General features: G+C 43.3%; 11 protein-coding genes. 9 read left to right on the forward strand and 2 right to left on the reverse strand.

Annotated elements, in window-relative coordinates; translation table 11 throughout:
- Window positions 1–6: 6 nt before the first annotated feature.
- The 9 genes from IIC38_07695 (at window position 7) to acnA (ending at window position 14,660) form a co-directional block, all read left to right on the forward strand.
- On the forward strand, window positions 7–2,904 hold the full coding sequence (locus IIC38_07695; protein MCH8125827.1) for a lamin tail domain-containing protein: 2,898 nt from the start codon (window positions 7–9) through the stop codon (window positions 2,902–2,904).
- 90 nt (window positions 2,905–2,994) lie between these two features.
- On the forward strand, window positions 2,995–4,389 hold the full coding sequence (locus IIC38_07700) for a hypothetical protein (GenBank protein ID MCH8125828.1): 1,395 nt from the start codon (window positions 2,995–2,997) through the stop codon (window positions 4,387–4,389).
- A gap of 13 nt (window positions 4,390–4,402) precedes the next feature.
- Complete coding sequence (locus tag IIC38_07705; protein MCH8125829.1) at window positions 4,403–7,273, forward strand: TonB-dependent receptor; 2,871 nt, start codon at window positions 4,403–4,405, stop codon at window positions 7,271–7,273.
- 70 nt (window positions 7,274–7,343) lie between these two features.
- On the forward strand, window positions 7,344–8,333 hold the full coding sequence (locus tag IIC38_07710; GenBank protein ID MCH8125830.1) for a PorV/PorQ family protein: 990 nt from the start codon (window positions 7,344–7,346) through the stop codon (window positions 8,331–8,333).
- Window position 8,334: 1 nt separating this feature from the next.
- Window positions 8,335–9,387, forward strand: a complete 1,053-nt coding sequence (locus IIC38_07715; GenBank protein ID MCH8125831.1) for a hypothetical protein — start codon at window positions 8,335–8,337, stop codon at window positions 9,385–9,387.
- Window positions 9,388–9,520: 133 nt separating this feature from the next.
- Window positions 9,521–9,781 carry a hypothetical protein gene (locus IIC38_07720; GenBank protein MCH8125832.1) on the forward strand — a complete coding sequence of 87 codons (261 nt, stop codon included), beginning with the start codon at window positions 9,521–9,523 and terminating at the stop codon, window positions 9,779–9,781.
- On the forward strand, window positions 9,781–9,879 hold the full coding sequence (locus IIC38_07725) for a hypothetical protein (protein MCH8125833.1): 99 nt from the start codon (window positions 9,781–9,783) through the stop codon (window positions 9,877–9,879). The genes IIC38_07720 and IIC38_07725 overlap by 1 nt, the downstream gene beginning before the upstream one ends.
- 225 nt (window positions 9,880–10,104) lie before the next feature.
- Entirely contained in the window at window positions 10,105–11,358 is a 1,254-nt protein-coding gene (locus tag IIC38_07730; GenBank protein MCH8125834.1) for a T9SS type A sorting domain-containing protein, read from the forward strand.
- A gap of 587 nt (window positions 11,359–11,945) precedes the next feature.
- Window positions 11,946–14,660, forward strand: coding sequence for an aconitate hydratase AcnA (gene acnA / locus IIC38_07735; protein MCH8125835.1), 2,715 nt, complete (start codon window positions 11,946–11,948; stop codon window positions 14,658–14,660).
- A 581-nt stretch (window positions 14,661–15,241) separates the two neighbouring features.
- Here acnA and nfo read toward each other — a convergent pair.
- Both nfo and IIC38_07745 read right to left on the reverse strand, forming a co-directional pair.
- Window positions 15,242–16,108 carry a deoxyribonuclease IV gene (gene nfo / locus IIC38_07740; protein ID MCH8125836.1) on the reverse strand — a complete coding sequence of 289 codons (867 nt, stop codon included), beginning with the start codon at window positions 16,106–16,108 and terminating at the stop codon, window positions 15,242–15,244.
- Between the two features lie 426 nt (window positions 16,109–16,534).
- Entirely contained in the window at window positions 16,535–17,017 is a 483-nt protein-coding gene (locus IIC38_07745; protein MCH8125837.1) for a ferritin family protein, read from the reverse strand.
- Window positions 17,018–17,798 lie beyond the last annotated feature (781 nt).

Raw genomic sequence — 17,798 nt, forward strand, 5'->3', positions numbered from 1 at the left:
AGAAGAATGAAGAAATTTATTGGATTAGTTAGTATAAGCGCTGTTGTTTTTCTGGGCGCTTCATTGTCGTTTGGACAAGGACATTTGTTAATTACGGAGTTTGCAGTTACACCCACTCCAGGAGAATTCGTTGAGATTTATAATCCAACACCAGATTCAGTTGATCTGAGCAATTACTACATTACTGACGCTACTTTTGCTGGTGGTGGGACATACTATTATAATATCGTTACCGGCGATGGCGGTGGTGGTGGGTTTGGTGATTTTAATGCAAGGTTCCCAGCTGGCGCTAAGATTGGACCCGGAGAATACCAAACCATTGCCATTCTTGGAGATTCACTATTCTTTGATCAATACAACGTTTTACCAACCTACGAATTGTATGAGGATGGTTCTAATTTTGCAAGCGATGTTCCTGACATGTTGGAAGCGACTGCCGGGAGTATCGACGATAACCATGCGGGCAATGTTCAATTTGGTGCGTTAAGTACCGGCGAAGTGCTAATCCTTTACTATTGGGACGGAGTCAGTGACCTGGTAAAGGATGTCGATTATGTCGTTTGGCAAGATAAAGCTGAAGCAGTTGACAAAACCGGTGTAAGTATTGACGGACCTGATGCAGGTGAAGAGACATCAACTTACGCTGCCGATACAGCGATTGCTGATCAAACAACTGTGAACGCAGATAATGATGGCGATGGCAATGCCCACGATTCCGATAAATCTGCCCAACGAGTTTTACCTGTAGAAGATTTAGAGAATTGGACAGGTGGCAATGGTATCACCGGACATGACGAAACCAGCGAAAACACTTCCTGGAAGGGTGGTATCTGGAGTATTAACGCCCCCGCAACACCTAATGCTGCGGCATTAAGTGAAAGCCCAAGTATTCAGAGCCTTAACTTTATCCGGGCAGACGATATCGGTCCCGATGCGAACGACGATTCACCCCAACTCGGAGATACTTTATCGGTAACAGGAATCGTGATGCAGGATATGCGCGAGATCTTCCTGGGATCCCGATGGGGCGGTTTTATCATGGAAGAAAGCGGCGGTCCATGGAGCGGATTTTTTGTCATTCAAAATGATACTTCGACAGCGGGTGTAGCGGGCACACTTCTTACCGCTACAGTACCGGGCGACACAATTAAAATAACAGGAATTGTCTCCGAATTCCAGCCCACCCCTAATACACCCAGTATCACACAATTCGTACTGATAACGGACCCGGTTACCCCCATCGAGTTTGTGGGCCCGGCCTCAGACCCGGCAAATCCGGGGCTTCCTGATTTAATCGTGTTGACACCCGGAGATCTCGGCCTGAACGCCGCTGGAACCTCCGCAGATGTCCAACTGTCAGAACGTTGGGAAGGTGTGCTGGCCCGCTTTGAAGACCTCACAATACTTGCAAACGGCCTGCCCGGCAACACCATGACCGCTACGGATGCGTCCGGTACCATCATTCTGGATGACTATTTTAGCGCCGTAAGTAATGCAGTAACCAATAACGGCAATGTCTGGCCTGATCTTCCGGCCGGGACAAAAATCAATGTGACCGGTTTTGTGCGCGGTGGAACCTCCAGCGGACTGATTACCATTAATCCGCGAACCCTTGCCGATATCGAGATTGCCTCTTCGCCGCCCGAGATATCCAATGCCAGCCGAACCCCAACAATTCCGACGGCTGCCGAAGCAGTAACGGTCTCCGCGGTCATTCAAGACGCTCAAGGCGCAGTTGCAACGGCTACGGTTGACTATCGCGTGGATGGAGGTGCTTTTCAAAAGGTAGACATGGCAACCGGCGGTGGCTCAAGTCAACAAGCAGTCATCAACTTTGCTGACAGCCTTTATTCTGCAGATATTCCCGCCCAGGCTGACGGCGCTCTAGTTGAATATTTTCTGACAGCGGCAGACGACACCGCTGATAGCACAAGGGCTCCCGCAACCGGAAACTTTTTCTATTATGTTCGAGATGCAGGACCCACGATCCGTGATGTTCAATTCACACCGTTTGCAAATGGCAATTCAGGTGCAGTAGGATTGCCGATTACAGTTACCGGCATCGCAACAACCGACTCAGCGGATTTCTCGTTCTACTGGATTCAAGATGGCACGGATCCCTGGAGCGGAGTTCTGGTCCTTGACAATGTGAACAATGTAAACCTCGGCGATGAGGTTGAGGTAACCGGAACCGTGGGAGAATGCTTCGGTCAAACCCAAATCAACAATGTAACCAGCGCGAATGTCTTGTCAAGCGGGAATACTCTTCCTGATCCACTGATGATGAACACCGGCGATATTAACACCGGTGCTGCAGGCGCCGAAAGTTATGAAGGTATGTTTGTGCGAGTCGAAAATGCTGAAGTCATCAATGAGCGGCCGGATGGATTCCCCGGTTTCGGAGAATTTACGGTGAACGACGGCAGCGGCGAGCTAAGGATTGATGATTTGTCTGCAATCTTTCAAGGTCAAACAAGTCCTGATACCGCTTTTCACGCTGGAGAACGCTACGCCATACAAGGTATTTTGGATTGGACGTTTGGAAATTTCAAAATTCAACCGCGCAATAACGATGACTTGGATAATACCACGGGAGTTGAGGATGATAATTTGCTTGGCGTACCATTTACCTATGAGCTGAAGCAAAATTACCCGAACCCATTCAATCCGGAAACTTCCATTCAGTATTCGCTTGCGAATAAGGGAGCGGTTAGTTTGACGGTTTTTAACCTGATGGGCCAGAAAGTCCGGACGCTGATCGATAAGGATCAGCCGGCCGGTAATTACGAAGTTCGCTGGAATGGTTTGAATGACCAGCGTCTGAAAGTTGCCAGTGGCATCTATTTCTACCGGTTCAAATCCGGAGATTTCACTAAGATTCAGAAGATGCTGCTGCTGAAGTAGTAACATTATTGGAGAGGGAGGGCAGCTTCAGATGCCCTCCCCTTCAAGTTCAAGTTCATTTTTTAATTGTCTGGGAGTAAAAATAACTTCTTGCTAAGCATGTTTAGTTACAGCACTTACAAAATTTTAATTCTTGTGATTTTAGCTTCGCTCTTTTTTAGCTGCTCAAAGGATTTTGGTGATAACCCTATACCTAACCAGCCCCCCGAGACTCATATTTCCATTTTTTCAGACAATGCGCTCAACGCCACAACCAGCCGTCAGACATTTCACTGGTGGGGAGACGATCCAGATGGTATCGTGGTTGGCTTTATCTACACGTTTGAAGCAAGCGCAGAAAATGTTGAAACCTGGGACAACGATTCGCCGGCACCTTTTTGGACATTTACAACGGAAAGAACGGAGACGTTTACGCTAAAGCTTTCCGGTGCGGACACTGTTTATACTTTGCGCGTAAAGGCCATTGACGATGAGGGTGCCGCAGATCCTAGTCCGGCGGAAAAGCAATTCCCGCTTGTTAACTCCATACCCTCCGTTGAATTCCCGCTTGGAACGGAAGTTCCGGATACAACATTTACAGTTGCAACCTTCGTCTGGTCGGGATCAGACCCGGACGGAGATGGAAATATTTCGAAGTTTCAATACATCCTGGATGACACGAACGAGGTTTGGATTGACCTCGAACCCAAAATAAATTCCGTTACGCTTGCAGCAAAAGACGGTCTGACAGAAGGTGATCATGTTTTTTTTCTCCGCGCCATCGACATTGCCGGGGCCAGCAGCAGCATTATCCGGATGCCGCGTGACGAGGACGATATTTGGTATGTGCGGGTTCCCAGGAGCAATTTTCTCGTCATCGACGATCACAACATCGCAGATAACACCGCCAGTTTTTATAATGCAATTCTTCAGTCACTGATTGGCACGTTTGACGTTTGGGATATCAAACGGAATAGCGGAGAATTAAAGCCCCCAGGTGCCAGGGCGTTCACAGAAACACTTCTTCTGTATGATCGAATATATTGGTTCGCTGATTCGGGCCCGAATTTGGAAAAGGCACAAGTGGCCATTCCGGAATTTCTAGACAACGGTGGCAAATTGATCATGACCACTGTATTCCCACGGAATACCACCAATCTGGGCTCTCCGCTTGCTTTCTCACCTGTTGACAGCCTGGGTGAGAGAATAAATCGATTGATCAGGAATCAACTGGTTATGACAACTGAGTTTGCCAGGCAATTGGGCCTTCCGGAGTTGAAACTTACCGCCGCGCTTATTCCGGATATATTTACACTCGCTCCAAAAGTTAGTGCGAACGTACTTTATGTCCTACCCGAAAAACCGGGTTTCTGGGGTGGTTCCCCAGTCATGGGATTGATCGATGCGAATTCCACATTTGCTTTTTTCGCCCTGCCCCTGGCCGCACTCGATGGCTTTGGCACAGTGGATCAGTTGATCGAAAAAATCTTTATCGAAATTTTCTAATTTAGGTGACGAGATGAAAACATTGCCCAAAATTCTTTTCATTCTGACTTTCCTGTCGTTGATTTCAATTCTTGATGTCTATGCACAAACCAAAGGCCAAATAACAGGGAAAATTACGGACGAGGAAACCAAAGAACCTCTACCCGGTGTAAATGTAATGATCAAAGGAACCTATTATGGTGCAGCAACAGATCTTCAGGGTAATTACACGATAAGGAGCATGAATCCGGGTCAATATACTATGGAAATTTCTATGATTGGCTACAAAAAAACTCAGAATACTGGTGTAAGGGTTTTAGCAGATCAAACAACCAAAGTAGATGTTGAGCTTGAGGTTTCTGTTCTTGCCTTTGGTGAAGAGGTGGTTATTATTGGGGAACGACCCTTATTTGACATCGAAGAAACTGCCAGCCGAAGGAGTATTTCAAGCTCTGAAATTCAAGCGGAAGTTGTGGAAAGTGTACAAGATATTGTTTCTAACCAGGTCGGAGTCGTCAGGAGCGACGATGAAATCCATATCCGAGGCGGACGATCTTATGAAAATGCATACCTGATTGATGGCATGTCTGTTCAGGACCCCTTGTCCGGAACCGGATTCGGATTGCAATTAAGCATTGAAGCTATCGAGGAAGTTGAAGTGATTACTGGTGGGTTTAAGGCAGAATATGGTCAGGCGATGTCCGGGATCATCAATGTAAAAACCAAAGAAGGCGGAGCAAAATATACCGGCGCATTGTCTTATAAAGTAGACCACATTGGCAACTTTGATTCAGGAACCCCCATCATTGGCAATCTAAGCGAGCGAAGCAGCAACAGTTTTAATACCGATATTGCCGAATTCACTATTAGCGGCCCTGAACCTTTTTCCAATGTTATTTTGCCGCAACTGGGTTTAAACATCCCCGGTAAGATTTCCTTATTTAGCAGCCTGTATATGCAGATCAGCGATGGCTATACCCTGAAAGGAGCTAAGCAGCTTTTTTCATCAATTTATCATGGCACCCGTTATGCACCCCGGCAAACTAACAGTTGGATTGGCTTATTCAAACTCAGCTGGAAACTGGATCCAACTCACAAATTGATAATTTCTGGGAATCAATCCATCAATATCAACCAAAACTCAAAATCGCTGCAAACCAACCTTGAATTTGTCGAACCCGGACCGGGTTATCCATATGATTTTGAGAAAAATTTAGATAATTATAATACGTTTACCCATTTAAACAAACAACTTGCATTAACCTGGACCCACACACTCAATCCACAATCTTTCTATGAACTGAAATTGGCTCGGTTTTTCTCTCATTTGCGCACCGATGTCAACGGCAAACACTGGACTGAATATGAAGAGCCGCAGGATATTGTAACACAACCGATTGACTATTTTTATAGTTCCGACAGCTCGATTGTAAATGTTTTTCCAGGTGATGGTTTTTGGGATTCCGGGGATGGATTTACCTGGCATGATCATTACGTTGAAGAATATACTTTCAAAGGAAATTATACACGCAATTCCAAAAATAATGCACACAAGATCAAAACAGGAATCGAAATAAGTTTTTCAGAAATGCAATTGATCGATATCTTTAAGCCCTGGTTTGGCGATTTAGGGCTAAACAATGATATCTATCGAGTTTCGCCGGCCTTTGGTAGCTTTTATGCTCAAGACCAGATTAAATTTAAAGGATTAGTTGCCAATGTTGGAATGCGGTTTGATTACTGGTTCCCAGGTAAATATGTCGAGGATGCCATTGATAACCCGGAGATTGTTACAATAAGTGAAAATACAAGAGAAGTATTTAAAAATGAAACCCATAATTTTTTTGGTCGGCGATGGCGTGGACGAATTAGCCCGAGGTTAGGAATTTCACACCCTATTTCAGACAACCAGATGCTGTTTTTCTCTTATGGTCATTTCTCCAAGCGGCCAAAGCCTCAATTCGTGTATGCCAAACTAGGTGAGAACAGTGCGAAATCTACTTTTCAAAAATTTGGTAATCCAAGTCTGGATTTTGAGACCACTGTTGCTTATGAATTTGGAGTAAGGCATAAGTTTAGCCAGAATGATGTTTTTACAATTACCGCCTACTACAAGGATATTTTTGATTATGTCACAACTGTAAATTTTCGTGGGACTGGACGTTTATCCGGCAGATCATTTACAACTTATTTGAATTTGGATTATTCCAGATCAAGAGGAATTGAAGCTGAATATCGTACACGAGCAGGAAGATATTTAACCGGGTCAATTAGCGGTACGTTTTCTATTGCAACAGGCAAAAGTTCATCTCCTGACGATGCATTTTTAGTCTCACAAGGTTCGCTGAACGAGAAGCCCATTACTGAAGATTTCTTAATTTGGGATAGACCCTGGCAGGTTAGCGGCGTAACTAATTTTCATGTTAGAGAAGGAGAAGATTTAAAATTATTTGGCGTTAAAATTCCCGACAATTGGAATTTAAACATCCGTTTATTCGCCCAGGCCGGTAAGCGCTACACCCCGCTATTCGCTACCGGCACTATTTTACAGGATGGAAGGCCTGAATACACCAGCGATCTGGACCAAAATGGTGAAAGTGACGATCCATTTGGCGAGCTTTCCGTTCATTGGTTTTGGGTCAACTTAAATTTTGAGAAGTATTTTAAGATTTTTGGTTTGGATTACACATTTATGATGGAAGTTATAAATTTGCTGGATAGAGATAATCCTCAGATCATAAATCCTGTAACCGGGCAGGCATATGAATTTGGCGATCCGACGCCGACAAGTTGGAACGATCCATTATTTCCAGATACCCAGGCGCCTTTAAATCCGTTTCCTTTTAATCCGGCGAGGTATTTAACTCAAAGAAATGTCAGGATTGGATTTTCAGTTAGGTTTTAACCAACAGATTCTGTGCTGACATTTTGGTATTACATGTGTTCAATAATAATCTAAACGCGATCAAAATAATATGTTTCAAAAAACTAGATTAATCCTATTATGTTTGATCATCAGTGTAAGCGCCTTTGACGCCAAAGCTCAGCTTATTCCTATTCTTGGCGGTCAACGAACCGGCACTGCCATGTTCCAGTTTTTAAAAATTGGCGTTGGCGGTCGAGCCGTGGGAATGGGCGAATCCTTCGTAGCTGTCGCAAACGATGCCTCAGCATTGTATTGGAATCCCGCTGGTATCGTCCAAATTGGGAAGAATGAGCTCATTTTTTCTCATGTGAATTGGCCTGTAGACATTAAGCATGAGTTTATCGGTTATGTTCAAAAGCTTGGCAATGTTACAGCAATCGGCATCAGCGTCAACACATTGCACACGGATGACTTTGAGGAAACCACAGAGTATCAACCCCGTGGAACGGGGAGGTTTGTATCCTTTGGCGATATTGCAATCGGGGTAACCATTGCCAGAAAAATGACGGACCGGTTTAGCGCGGGGCTTACTGTAAAATATATTGATGAAACTTTAGATGATATCCACCTTCGAAGTGTATTAATCGATTTTGGCACTTACTATTGGACTGGATTCGGCAGCTCCCGTTTTGCTGTATCTGTAGTTAATTTTGGTGCTAACAGTGAGCCAAAGGGTTCCGTTGTTTTTCGTGATGGTTCTGAAGTAGATCAATTTCAAGATTTTTCACCACCCACTATTTTTCGTATTGGTTTTGCTACGGAATTGGTTGATAATGAGGTAAATAAGGTTACTTCATCCATTCAATTAAACCATCCCAACGACAATTCCGAAAACTTGAATTTGGGGTTGGAATATTGGTGGAACAACACCCTGGCGCTGCGTGGTGGTTATCGAGCTAATGTGGTAGAAGAATCCTTTACATTCGGCGCTGGAATAAATTTGCCTTTGAAGCCGGTACATCTCAAAGCCGATATTTCCTACTCGAGTTTTGGGCGATTAGGGAATGCAACACGTTTATCTATGAATTTTCAATTTTAATATGAAAACAATAACAAACATTTTTTTCTTTTTTTCTTTTTTCTTTTTTTTAAACTGCGGCGGTGAAAAATTTCCTCTGCCGGCTCAACCTGAGATCGGTGCGTTTAACCTATCGGTGAGCGATACTACTTATCTGCAATTACGGCCGGTTTGGGATGCCGCAGCAGGTTATACCTTTGATCATCCCCAGGACATCTTGCTTGGCAACGAACCACTGGTTTATGTTGCAGATACAGGCAATGACCGTATCGTGATGCTGGATTTATCGGGCAATATTCTCGGTGAATCTCAACCGATTGAAAATCCGGTGGCAATTACTCAAGATACTAAGCTGAACCTGATTATCGTTACCGACAGCAACAAAATTTATCGCATTCAGCTTGTGCAATATGGTCATCAAATTCAGGATGCTCCAGTGGAGCTTGTTTTTGAAGAAGTGGATAATCCGGATCGAAAAATTACCGGTGTTGCTGCAGTCCTAAGAAGTGTGCTGGGGCAGTCTGTACTTCGATATTTTGTAACAGCTACAGGATCGAGGAAAAGAGACAACCAGGTCCTGTTTTTTCCGGAGGATTTTAATGTTCGTGTAGCCGACGCTGTTAACTTAGTTCCAAACGGACTTGGAATATTGTCTGCATCCAGCCCAAGCGGTATTACAACACTGCGCAATTTTTCGGATGATTTTATTTTTTGTATGATTGGCGACAACTCATTTAAAGTGCAATGGATGACCGCCGGCGAGTTTGGATTTATTCCCCGTCTTAATCCAGCCCAGGGGAATTTCGATATGCTGGTGCCGGGCAAATTTTCCCAGCCACAAGATGTTACCATCGATTTAACCGGCAATATTTATGTGATCGATAGTGATTTGGACCGCCTGTTCAAATTTTCTCCTTCGGGTGGAGAGTTGCAATCCTTTGGTGAAAGCGGCTCCGGCGAAAAACAATTTAACAACCCCAACGGTGTAGCATTCTTCGATAAAACCCTCTATATAGCGGATACCGGCAATAACCGTATCGTTCGCTTTAAATTATCTACGGATATTGAGCAGTAGGCTTTTTGGGGGTTGGAAAAAATTCCCTTAATTGACCAGTGACTCGCCACCATATTTTTACACAAAGAAGTTGTGAGGATTCAAGGATAGTATAACGGGAACGTTTCCTCATTTGGGTTGGGAGGGTGGATTGATGCCGCATATCTGGACAGATCAAATTGCATGTCGAGCCCACTGGTTTAGTTTGAATTCTTTATCAAATCGGATTACATCACAATCGAATTCTAAGGACCGAATTGAAGAAGCCTTGACAGCGATTCAAGAGGCTCGAACATTATACCGTCGTTGGAGGCACCAGGGTATCAGTTTTGATCCCTTAACTGGTCCAGACCATATAGATGAGTGGAGAAACGAGACCTCTGTAAGGTGCGGGCTGACAGTGCCAACTTCGTAATGGCTCAACTTCAGAGAGCCAACCTGAGTGGTGCTCAGCTTCAGGGCGCCTACCCCGGTTATGCTCAGCTTGACAGTGTCAAGAAATCTAACCATTGAGCAACTATCTAAAGTAAAAACACTTTATGAAGCTGAATTAGACTCAACACTTTTGCAGCAAATTAAGAAAGAGTATTCCCATCTTTTGGAGAGACCAAAACGATGAGACATTTCAAAATGGCTGCTGCCCAAATAATCCCCAAATTTAAATTGCTTAAAGCGCTTTTATTTGATTAATTCTATCGCCAATATTTTAGAAAAAACGAAAATAATACAGGCTGGAAAATGAAACGACTGTTACTCATTCTAATTACTTTTATCTGCGCCGGTTATTCCCAGGCCCAGGTTGATACGCTTCGTATAGCAACCTATAACCTTCTCAACTTTCCCGATGCAACCAGTAATTCTCGCATCCCTCATTTCATAACTGTAATCGATGCCATCGATCCGGATATTCTGGTTGTGCAGGAATTGACAGAGGCGATTGGTGTTACGACTTTTCTAAACGATGTAATGAACCATAATAGCAATGCTTACCAGGCCGCCCCTTTTCTAAATGGCTTTGATACGGATAACGGTCTGTTCTATAAAAGTGCAAAGATTTTGTTACTAGGGAGCCAAAACATAACGACTGCTTTGCGCGCAATAACTGAATATGTGTTATCGTCAAATGAGGTTCAGTTTAGTATTTATTCATTACACTTAAAAGCCAGCCAGGGCGCTGAAAACGAAAACAAACGGCTCGCTGAAGCGACTATTCTCAGGACAAAATTAAATTTACTCTTATCTACTTCGAATTTTATTGTGGCAGGAGATTTTAATATTTATACTGCCTCCGAACCCGCCTACAACCTGTTAACCGCAACCGGATCACAGGCCGATAATAATGGCAGGTTGTATGATCCCATTAATCAATTCGGCAATTGGCACATTAACAGTTCATTTAGAAGTATACATTCTCAGTCAACCCGTATAACCGCTTTTGGGGATGGGGCAGGAGGTGGTTTGGATGATCGATTCGATATCATGTTGGTTTCCAATAGTGTACTGAGCGGTGGTGGAATGGATATATTACCAGCTACCTACAGAGCGTTTGGTAATGATGGAAATCATTTTGACCAGGCCATTAGCGCCGGAAGCAATAGTGCTGTTTCCGCCAACGTAGCAAATGCATTGCATCAAGCTTCAGATCACCTCCCTGTATTTGCCGATTTCAAGGTTGGTACGCCAACATCTGTTTCAACGCTTTTTGATGGTCCAGCTGCCTTCGAACTCAGCCAGAATTATCCCAACCCATTCAACGGCGAGACAGTGATTCTTTTTTCCGTCCCGGTTCAATCGGATATTGTTTTAGCTATTTATGACCTTGCCGGCCGCCTGGTTCGAGAATGGGTTGCCGATAATTTTTCTTCTGGAAACCACCAAATCCAGTGGGATGGCAGGAATGACACCGGCAAGCTTGTCGGCTCAGGCGTTTATTTCTACAGGTTAGTCGGAACTGATTTTACCCAGACGAAAAAAATGATTCTGGTGTATTGATTAAGAATAAAAAATGAATTGACCTGGTAATTCATGAACCGCAAAGACGCGAAGACCGCCAAGAGGAAAAGTAACAATTGCCACAGACTAAAACGTAAAATATTATGTCAGGATGAAGAATATTACAAAATGATATGTATCCACCTTTTTATGTATCCGTCAGCCGACGGATATGTTCAAATAAGAGAACTTCCTTCTACAATAATTAAACATCTACGATGTTTTTAGTTATGGGAGATCTTATAAATCCATCGTAAACGAGGTTATTTCAAATCTGTGGATAGCTCATTCCTTATGAGTTAAGTTATAAATAACCTCGTAGAGGTTTTGTTTTTGTAGATATGGAGTTGATCAAGGTTTTCAAATCCTCGTAGAGGATTAATAATTAATTAAGGATCATGAATAGTTTATGTACCGTACTTATTCTTCAAAAATAGGCACTAGTTTTAAGACCATCCTTTCCATAAATAAATCTTATTCTTTGGAAAAGTTATCATATCCGCTTACATTTACAAATCGAAAAGTATGCATTTTTATGATGAACCATAAATAATTCAAATTAATAATAGTTTTAGAGGAAACCCCAAATGCAACGATTGTTTAAAAACAGTTTTTCTGCCCAGGATTCTTTCATGGTCGGTAGTAAAGAGTACCAATTTTTTAGCTTGTCACGTTTGGAAGATGCAAACCTCACGCAGCTTTCACGGCTGCCGTTTTCCATAAAAATATTATTGGAGAATGTGTTGCGAAACGAAGACGGAAGATTGGTTACTGAAGACGATGTGAAGAAATTGGCTGCCTATAACCCGACTAATGTTGTAAAAACGGAAGTTCCGTACATGCCGGCCCGGGTCGTCATGCAGGATTTTACCGGCGTGCCCGCAGTGGTCGACCTGGCAGCTTTACGGGATGCGATGCAAAAATTTGGCGGCGATCCCGCTAAAATCAATCCGTTGGTCAGAACCGATTTAGTGATTGACCATTCCGTTCAGGTTGATCGATTTGGCACAGCAGATGCTTTTAAATATAATGTGGAAAGAGAATACGAACGCAATAAGGAACGCTACATACTGCTGCGCTGGGCACAGCAAAGTTTTAGAGATTTTAGAGTGGTGCCGCCGGGCACCGGTATCGTGCACCAGGTGAATCTTGAATACCTTGCTTCCGTTGTTGCCAGCAAAGAACAGGATGGTGCGACCATGGCTTTTCCCGACACACTGGTCGGCACAGATTCCCACACGACCATGATCAACGGCTTGAGTGTAATGGGTTGGGGAGTCGGCGGTATAGAAGCTGAGGCGGTTATGCTGGGCCAACCCTACTACATGCTGACCCCGGAAGTCGTTGGGTTTAAATTCTATGGAGAATTGCCGGATGGTTCCACCGCGACGGACCTGGTACTAACGGTTACCCAAATGCTGCGGGAAAGAGGCGTAGTCGGAAAATTCGTCGAGTTTTTTGGCTCCGGGTTGAGCAACCTGAGTCTCGCCGATCGCGCAACCATCGCCAACATGGCGCCGGAGTATGGCGCAACCATGGGCTTCTTTCCGGTTGATTTTCAAACGCTTGCTTATTTAAGACTTAGCGGGCGAAGTGAGGAGTTGATCGATTTGGTGGAAACCTACTGCAAGGAACAAACACTTTTTCGAACGGAAGACACGCCTGAGCCGGAATTTGCGGATACTCTGGAATTAAATCTGGAGTCTGTAGAAGCAACCATAGCCGGACCAAAACGCCCACAGGATAAGGTGTTGCTCAAGGAAATCAAAGCCGATTTTCAAACCAGTTTAAAAGCGCCTGTCGATGAACGGGGCTTTGCACTCTCGGAAAATGACTTAACCAATTCAGCCTCAGTGCGTAACAATGGCGATCAATTCGAACTTCGCCATGGCTCGATTGTAATTGCGGCAATTACAAGCTGCACGAATACCTCCAATCCCTTTGTGATGGTCGCGGCTGCTTTGCTGGCGAAAAATGCATTGGCAAAAGGTATTCGCTCCAAACCGTGGGTAAAGACCAGTCTGGCGCCGGGATCCAAAGTGGTGATGGAATATTTGGAAAAAGCGGATTTGGTAGACGCCCTGGCCGAGCAGCGCTTTAACCTGGTTGGATTTGGCTGCACGACATGCATCGGTAATAGCGGTCCGCTGCCGCAACCCATTGCGGAAGGGATAAAGAAAGGTAATTTGATCGCTGCTTCGGTCTTGAGTGGTAATCGTAATTTTGAGGGGCGAATTCATCCACAGACAAGAGCGAATTATCTGGCATCACCACCACTGGTGGTGGCGTATGCCCTGGCCGGCCGCATCGATTTTGATTTCAGCAATGAACCTCTCGGTGAAGATGATGCCGGGAATCCTGTATTTTTGCGCGATATCTGGCCTGGCCAGCAACAGATTTCGGATACGGTCCGGCAGTCTATATCTCCTGAAATGTTCCGGGAGCAGTATGCCGGCGTTTTCGATGGCGATGAAAAATGGCAGGCGTTGTCTTCGGAGTACAGTGAAATATACCCCTGGGATAGCTCTTCGACTTATATCAAGAATCCGCCATTTTTCGAGAATATGAAATTGGACCTCTCAGATCCTGAAGATATTCGCGATGCCCGGGTTTTGGTTTTTCTGGGTGATTCCACAACCACTGATCACATTTCACCAGCTGGCGCTATTCCGGTTGATGGTCCGGCAGGGAAGTACCTGGTTTCCCACGGCGTTGAGCAATTGAGCTTCAACTCTTTCGGATCTCGCCGGGGTAATCATGAAGTCATGATGCGGGGCACATTCGCCAATATTCGAATCAAGAATAAGCTGGCTCCCGGAACCGAAGGCGGCGTTACGATTTATTTTCCCACCGGGGAACAAACATCAATTTATGAAGCCGCCATGCAATACATAGAAAAGGCTACGGACTTAATCGTCATTGCCGGCAAAGAGTACGGCACCGGCAGCAGCCGCGACTGGGCGGCGAAAGGGACTGGCCTTTTGGGAGTAAAGGCCGTCATCGCTGAAAGCTACGAGAGAATCCACCGCAGCAACCTGCTTGGCATGGGCATTCTGCCCCTGCAATTTAAGGCGGGAGAAAGTGCATCCTCGCTAAACTTATCCGGAAAAGAGAGTTATACAATTACCGGAATTTCCAGTCATTTATCACCTGGAAAGATATTGCTGGTTAAAGCAAGTGATAAAAATAACCCCGAAAAGACATTTGAAGTTTTGGCACGGCTTGATACCCATGTTGAGGTAGACTACTATCGGAACGGCGGTATTCTGCAAACCGTGTTGAGGAATTTGTTGGAAGAGTGATAGAGTGACAGAGTAACAAAGGCACAGAGGCACAAAGTAACAAAGTAACAAAGAAAAAGTGCCTAAAAATTAGAGTGGCATATGGGAATCGGAGAAGGGCGAATGGGAGAATAGGAGACCGGAGAAAAGACAGAATATGTACCGTTTTTTTTGGAGCGCATCAACCGTGTTGATGCGCCGGAGCCTGATCTTTTCACTAAGTTCATGTCAAAACATCCTATACCTGTCTTTGGTAGGACAGACATTCTTGTCTGTCTTGTTTGGATATCAACCTCAGGTGTGTTTTGCCTTTTATTATTTGTTGTTTTTTTCATCAGTATCCAGCATCGGGCAAAAAGATCCCCGATTAATTAAGCTTGTGCCCGTATGTTTACTCACTAAAATCATGTGGGCACAAGTTTAACGGGTAGCATGCAGGGATTACAATTCATAGGAATTGGGCTATCCACTTGGTCGTCTATTTTACACACCCCTGAAAATCCCGCTTCACGACGGGATGACATAGTTGGAAATTTTAAGCATGAAAGCATGATTCATGAATTATTCGGGTTAATTAAATTATATTAAATGATCTATGAGTATTATTTCTCATTAACGAAACTCTTCAATATTTCCAAATTGCGCTTATGTTCTTCCAAGCCCCCAGGTGTTTCAAGAACTTTGGGAATCTTTTTAAGTCGTGGATCATTCATCATCAGACGGAATGTTTCTTCTCCGATGAGTCCTTCGCCAATATTCTCGTGGCGGTCTACCCGGCTATCCATTTCCTTTTTTGAATCATTCGCATGGATGGCATACAATGTGTCCATTCCAAGGATATTATCAAATGTCTTCCAGGCATCTTCATAATTTTCACGACTCCGAATGTCGTAGCCGGCAGCAAAGATGTGAGCGGTATCCAGGCAGACGCCTACGCGGTTTTTAGCGTCAACCAAATTTATAATGGTGGCCAACTGTTCAAATTTATATCCTAGGTTTGTTCCCTGGCCTGCTGTGGTTTCAAGCAGCAGCCGGACGGAATCGTTTGCCGTTTTCTCAATAACTCTATTTAAACTTTCGGCAATTTTCTTTAACCCGGTCTCCTCCCCCATTTTCAAATGAGATCCCGGGTGAAAAATCAAATACCGAATACCCAGTTGTTCAGCCCGTTCCACCTCATCCAAAAAAGCATTCCTGGATTTTTCCAAAACTACCGGATCCGGGCTAGCTAAATTAATTAAATAAGAACCGTGTATAACGATTTCCACAATGGCTGAGTTTTTCCAACTCTCTTTAAATTTCTCCACATCTATATCACTTAACGGTTTTGAAACCCACCTAGTTTGATTTTTGGAAAAAATCTGGATTACAGTCGCTCCAATTTCTTCCCCGTGGTCAATCCCGTTAAAAACACCGCCACTTGTAGAGACATGCGCACCAACTAATAACGTTTGTTCTTTTTTATTCATATGTTTTTCAGTAACCTTCAAGAACTGGTTTGAAATTAAATGAATTACTATCCCTTGATTTTCAAATTACTAATTTTCAAAACGTAAATTGTTGGTTTATTTTCCTGATGAAAAGAAAGTTTAAAGATTAGTAAAAAGTTGAGTTATTTATCATCTTCCTCTTTCTTGTCCTTATTGTCAGATTTGAATTGAAGATGATGCTAGATTTTTTTGCATAAACACAACGATCTGAATGACAGATAGTTACTTTATTTTAATCCATAAAAATTCGGAATAGTCCATAATTTATTTTCACCTGGACTATGAATTGGTGGGTTTTTAATCTTCTCACAAATGAAGTATAAAATAATTAGCCCACAACTTCAGTGTGGGCTAAGAATAATCAATTATAACATTTCACTGGTTTTTTATCGTGTATGCATTAAATCAGCCGGCTTCTACCAATTTCATCTTATTATAGGAGGGTTTGTTTTTTAACCGCACCCTGTATTCGGTTTCAAGCAAATCGATCTGGCATTTTTCTTCTTCAGCTAATTCTTCCAGCATTTGCTTACCCTTTGCGTCGATTGTGCGTTGTGCCGCCTTTTTATAAAAGTTGATACTTTCACGTTCCTGTTCGATGGCGGTTTCAAGAATTTGTAAAACAGTGGAATTCGGTTCAATTGGCTTTTTGAAACCGCGTCTTCGCGGTAAATTAATGTACAAAAGCCGTTTTCCCGAAAGATTGGAATATTTCTCCTCCAATTTTTTAAGTTGTTTTTTTTCAACATCTGCTAGAGTTGATAGCAAAGCCTGAGAATCTTGATCCTTAAATAATTTTAAGGCTTTTTTGTAAAATTGGTAAGCATCCATTTCCGATTGGATGGCGATTCGTAAAGCTTGCAGGTCATCAATTTGTTCCCAGGTCATTCTGCTCTCCTCAGTTTTTTAATTTCAGCAGTACATTTAATTTTATTGCCTGATTAATCCGGGCTGTGAAACTGGAAATACAACTATATATAGATATATAGTTAAACGTCCATACAATATAAGGTCGTGTTTTCAAGGTTGCAACAAAATGTTTTTCATTTTTTTGAAATTTAGACAAACTTGTTCTTTTAACCTCCGATATCAAGGAAAAGTTCCTGTAGAGAAAACGGAACTAACAGTGGTTATTTTAAAAGTCTGATGTGATTAAATGTTGCTAATACCGTTAATTCTATTCGGGATTTAGTTAATGTTAAAATAGACTCCTTCAACGGACTCAGGACACAACCTACCGAATAATAATTTTTTGTCCTTGGGGGATTAGCGATGATTTTGTATCAAGTCCGTACTAAAACCTTCACATAATCTCATAGAGCACCATCAACCAAATTACATAAACCAATCAGCCATTTTAACGGTAAATAAATGGGAAAAGTTATATGGAGTTATTAACCTGATCTATTCATAAACCTTATCACTGTCATTCCCTAATGCTTTCAGGCTATCCGAGAACCCCAAAACTGTCACCCCCGAGCGCTTTAATCGGGGGTCTATTTTCATTAGTTAAGCACAAAATGAACTTTTGGATTAAAGCTTGCAGGAGAGACAATACCGGTTCTCGGACAACTTGATTTTTTATCGGGGATCTATGTGCGGACTGTGTAACAAGATTCCCGATAATCCCGCCCAGCCTGGCCGGGAATGACAGTTTTAGAAATCAGTT

The organism is candidate division KSB1 bacterium, assembly GCA_022566355.1.
Lineage (GTDB): Bacteria > Zhuqueibacterota > JdFR-76 > JdFR-76 > DREG01 > JADFJB01.

What these genes read in the sequence shown, in the direction of transcription:
- IIC38_07695 (MCH8125827.1), top strand. Translation starts at nt 7, where the DNA reads ATGAAGAAATTTATTGGATTAGTTAGTATAAGCGCTGTTGTTTTTCTG.
- IIC38_07705 (MCH8125829.1), top strand. Translation starts at nt 4,403, where the DNA reads ATGAAAACATTGCCCAAAATTCTTTTCATTCTGACTTTCCTGTCGTTG.
- IIC38_07710 (MCH8125830.1), top strand. Translation starts at nt 7,344, where the DNA reads ATGTTTCAAAAAACTAGATTAATCCTATTATGTTTGATCATCAGTGTA.
- IIC38_07715 (MCH8125831.1), top strand. Translation starts at nt 8,335, where the DNA reads ATGAAAACAATAACAAACATTTTTTTCTTTTTTTCTTTTTTCTTTTTT.
- IIC38_07720 (MCH8125832.1), top strand. Translation starts at nt 9,521, where the DNA reads ATGCCGCATATCTGGACAGATCAAATTGCATGTCGAGCCCACTGGTTT.
- IIC38_07725 (MCH8125833.1), top strand. Translation starts at nt 9,781, where the DNA reads ATGGCTCAACTTCAGAGAGCCAACCTGAGTGGTGCTCAGCTTCAGGGC.
- IIC38_07730 (MCH8125834.1), top strand. Translation starts at nt 10,105, where the DNA reads ATGAAACGACTGTTACTCATTCTAATTACTTTTATCTGCGCCGGTTAT.
- acnA (MCH8125835.1), top strand. Translation starts at nt 11,946, where the DNA reads ATGCAACGATTGTTTAAAAACAGTTTTTCTGCCCAGGATTCTTTCATG.
- nfo (MCH8125836.1), bottom strand. Translation starts at nt 16,108, where the DNA reads ATGAATAAAAAAGAACAAACGTTATTAGTTGGTGCGCATGTCTCTACA.
- IIC38_07745 (MCH8125837.1), bottom strand. Translation starts at nt 17,017, where the DNA reads ATGACCTGGGAACAAATTGATGACCTGCAAGCTTTACGAATCGCCATC.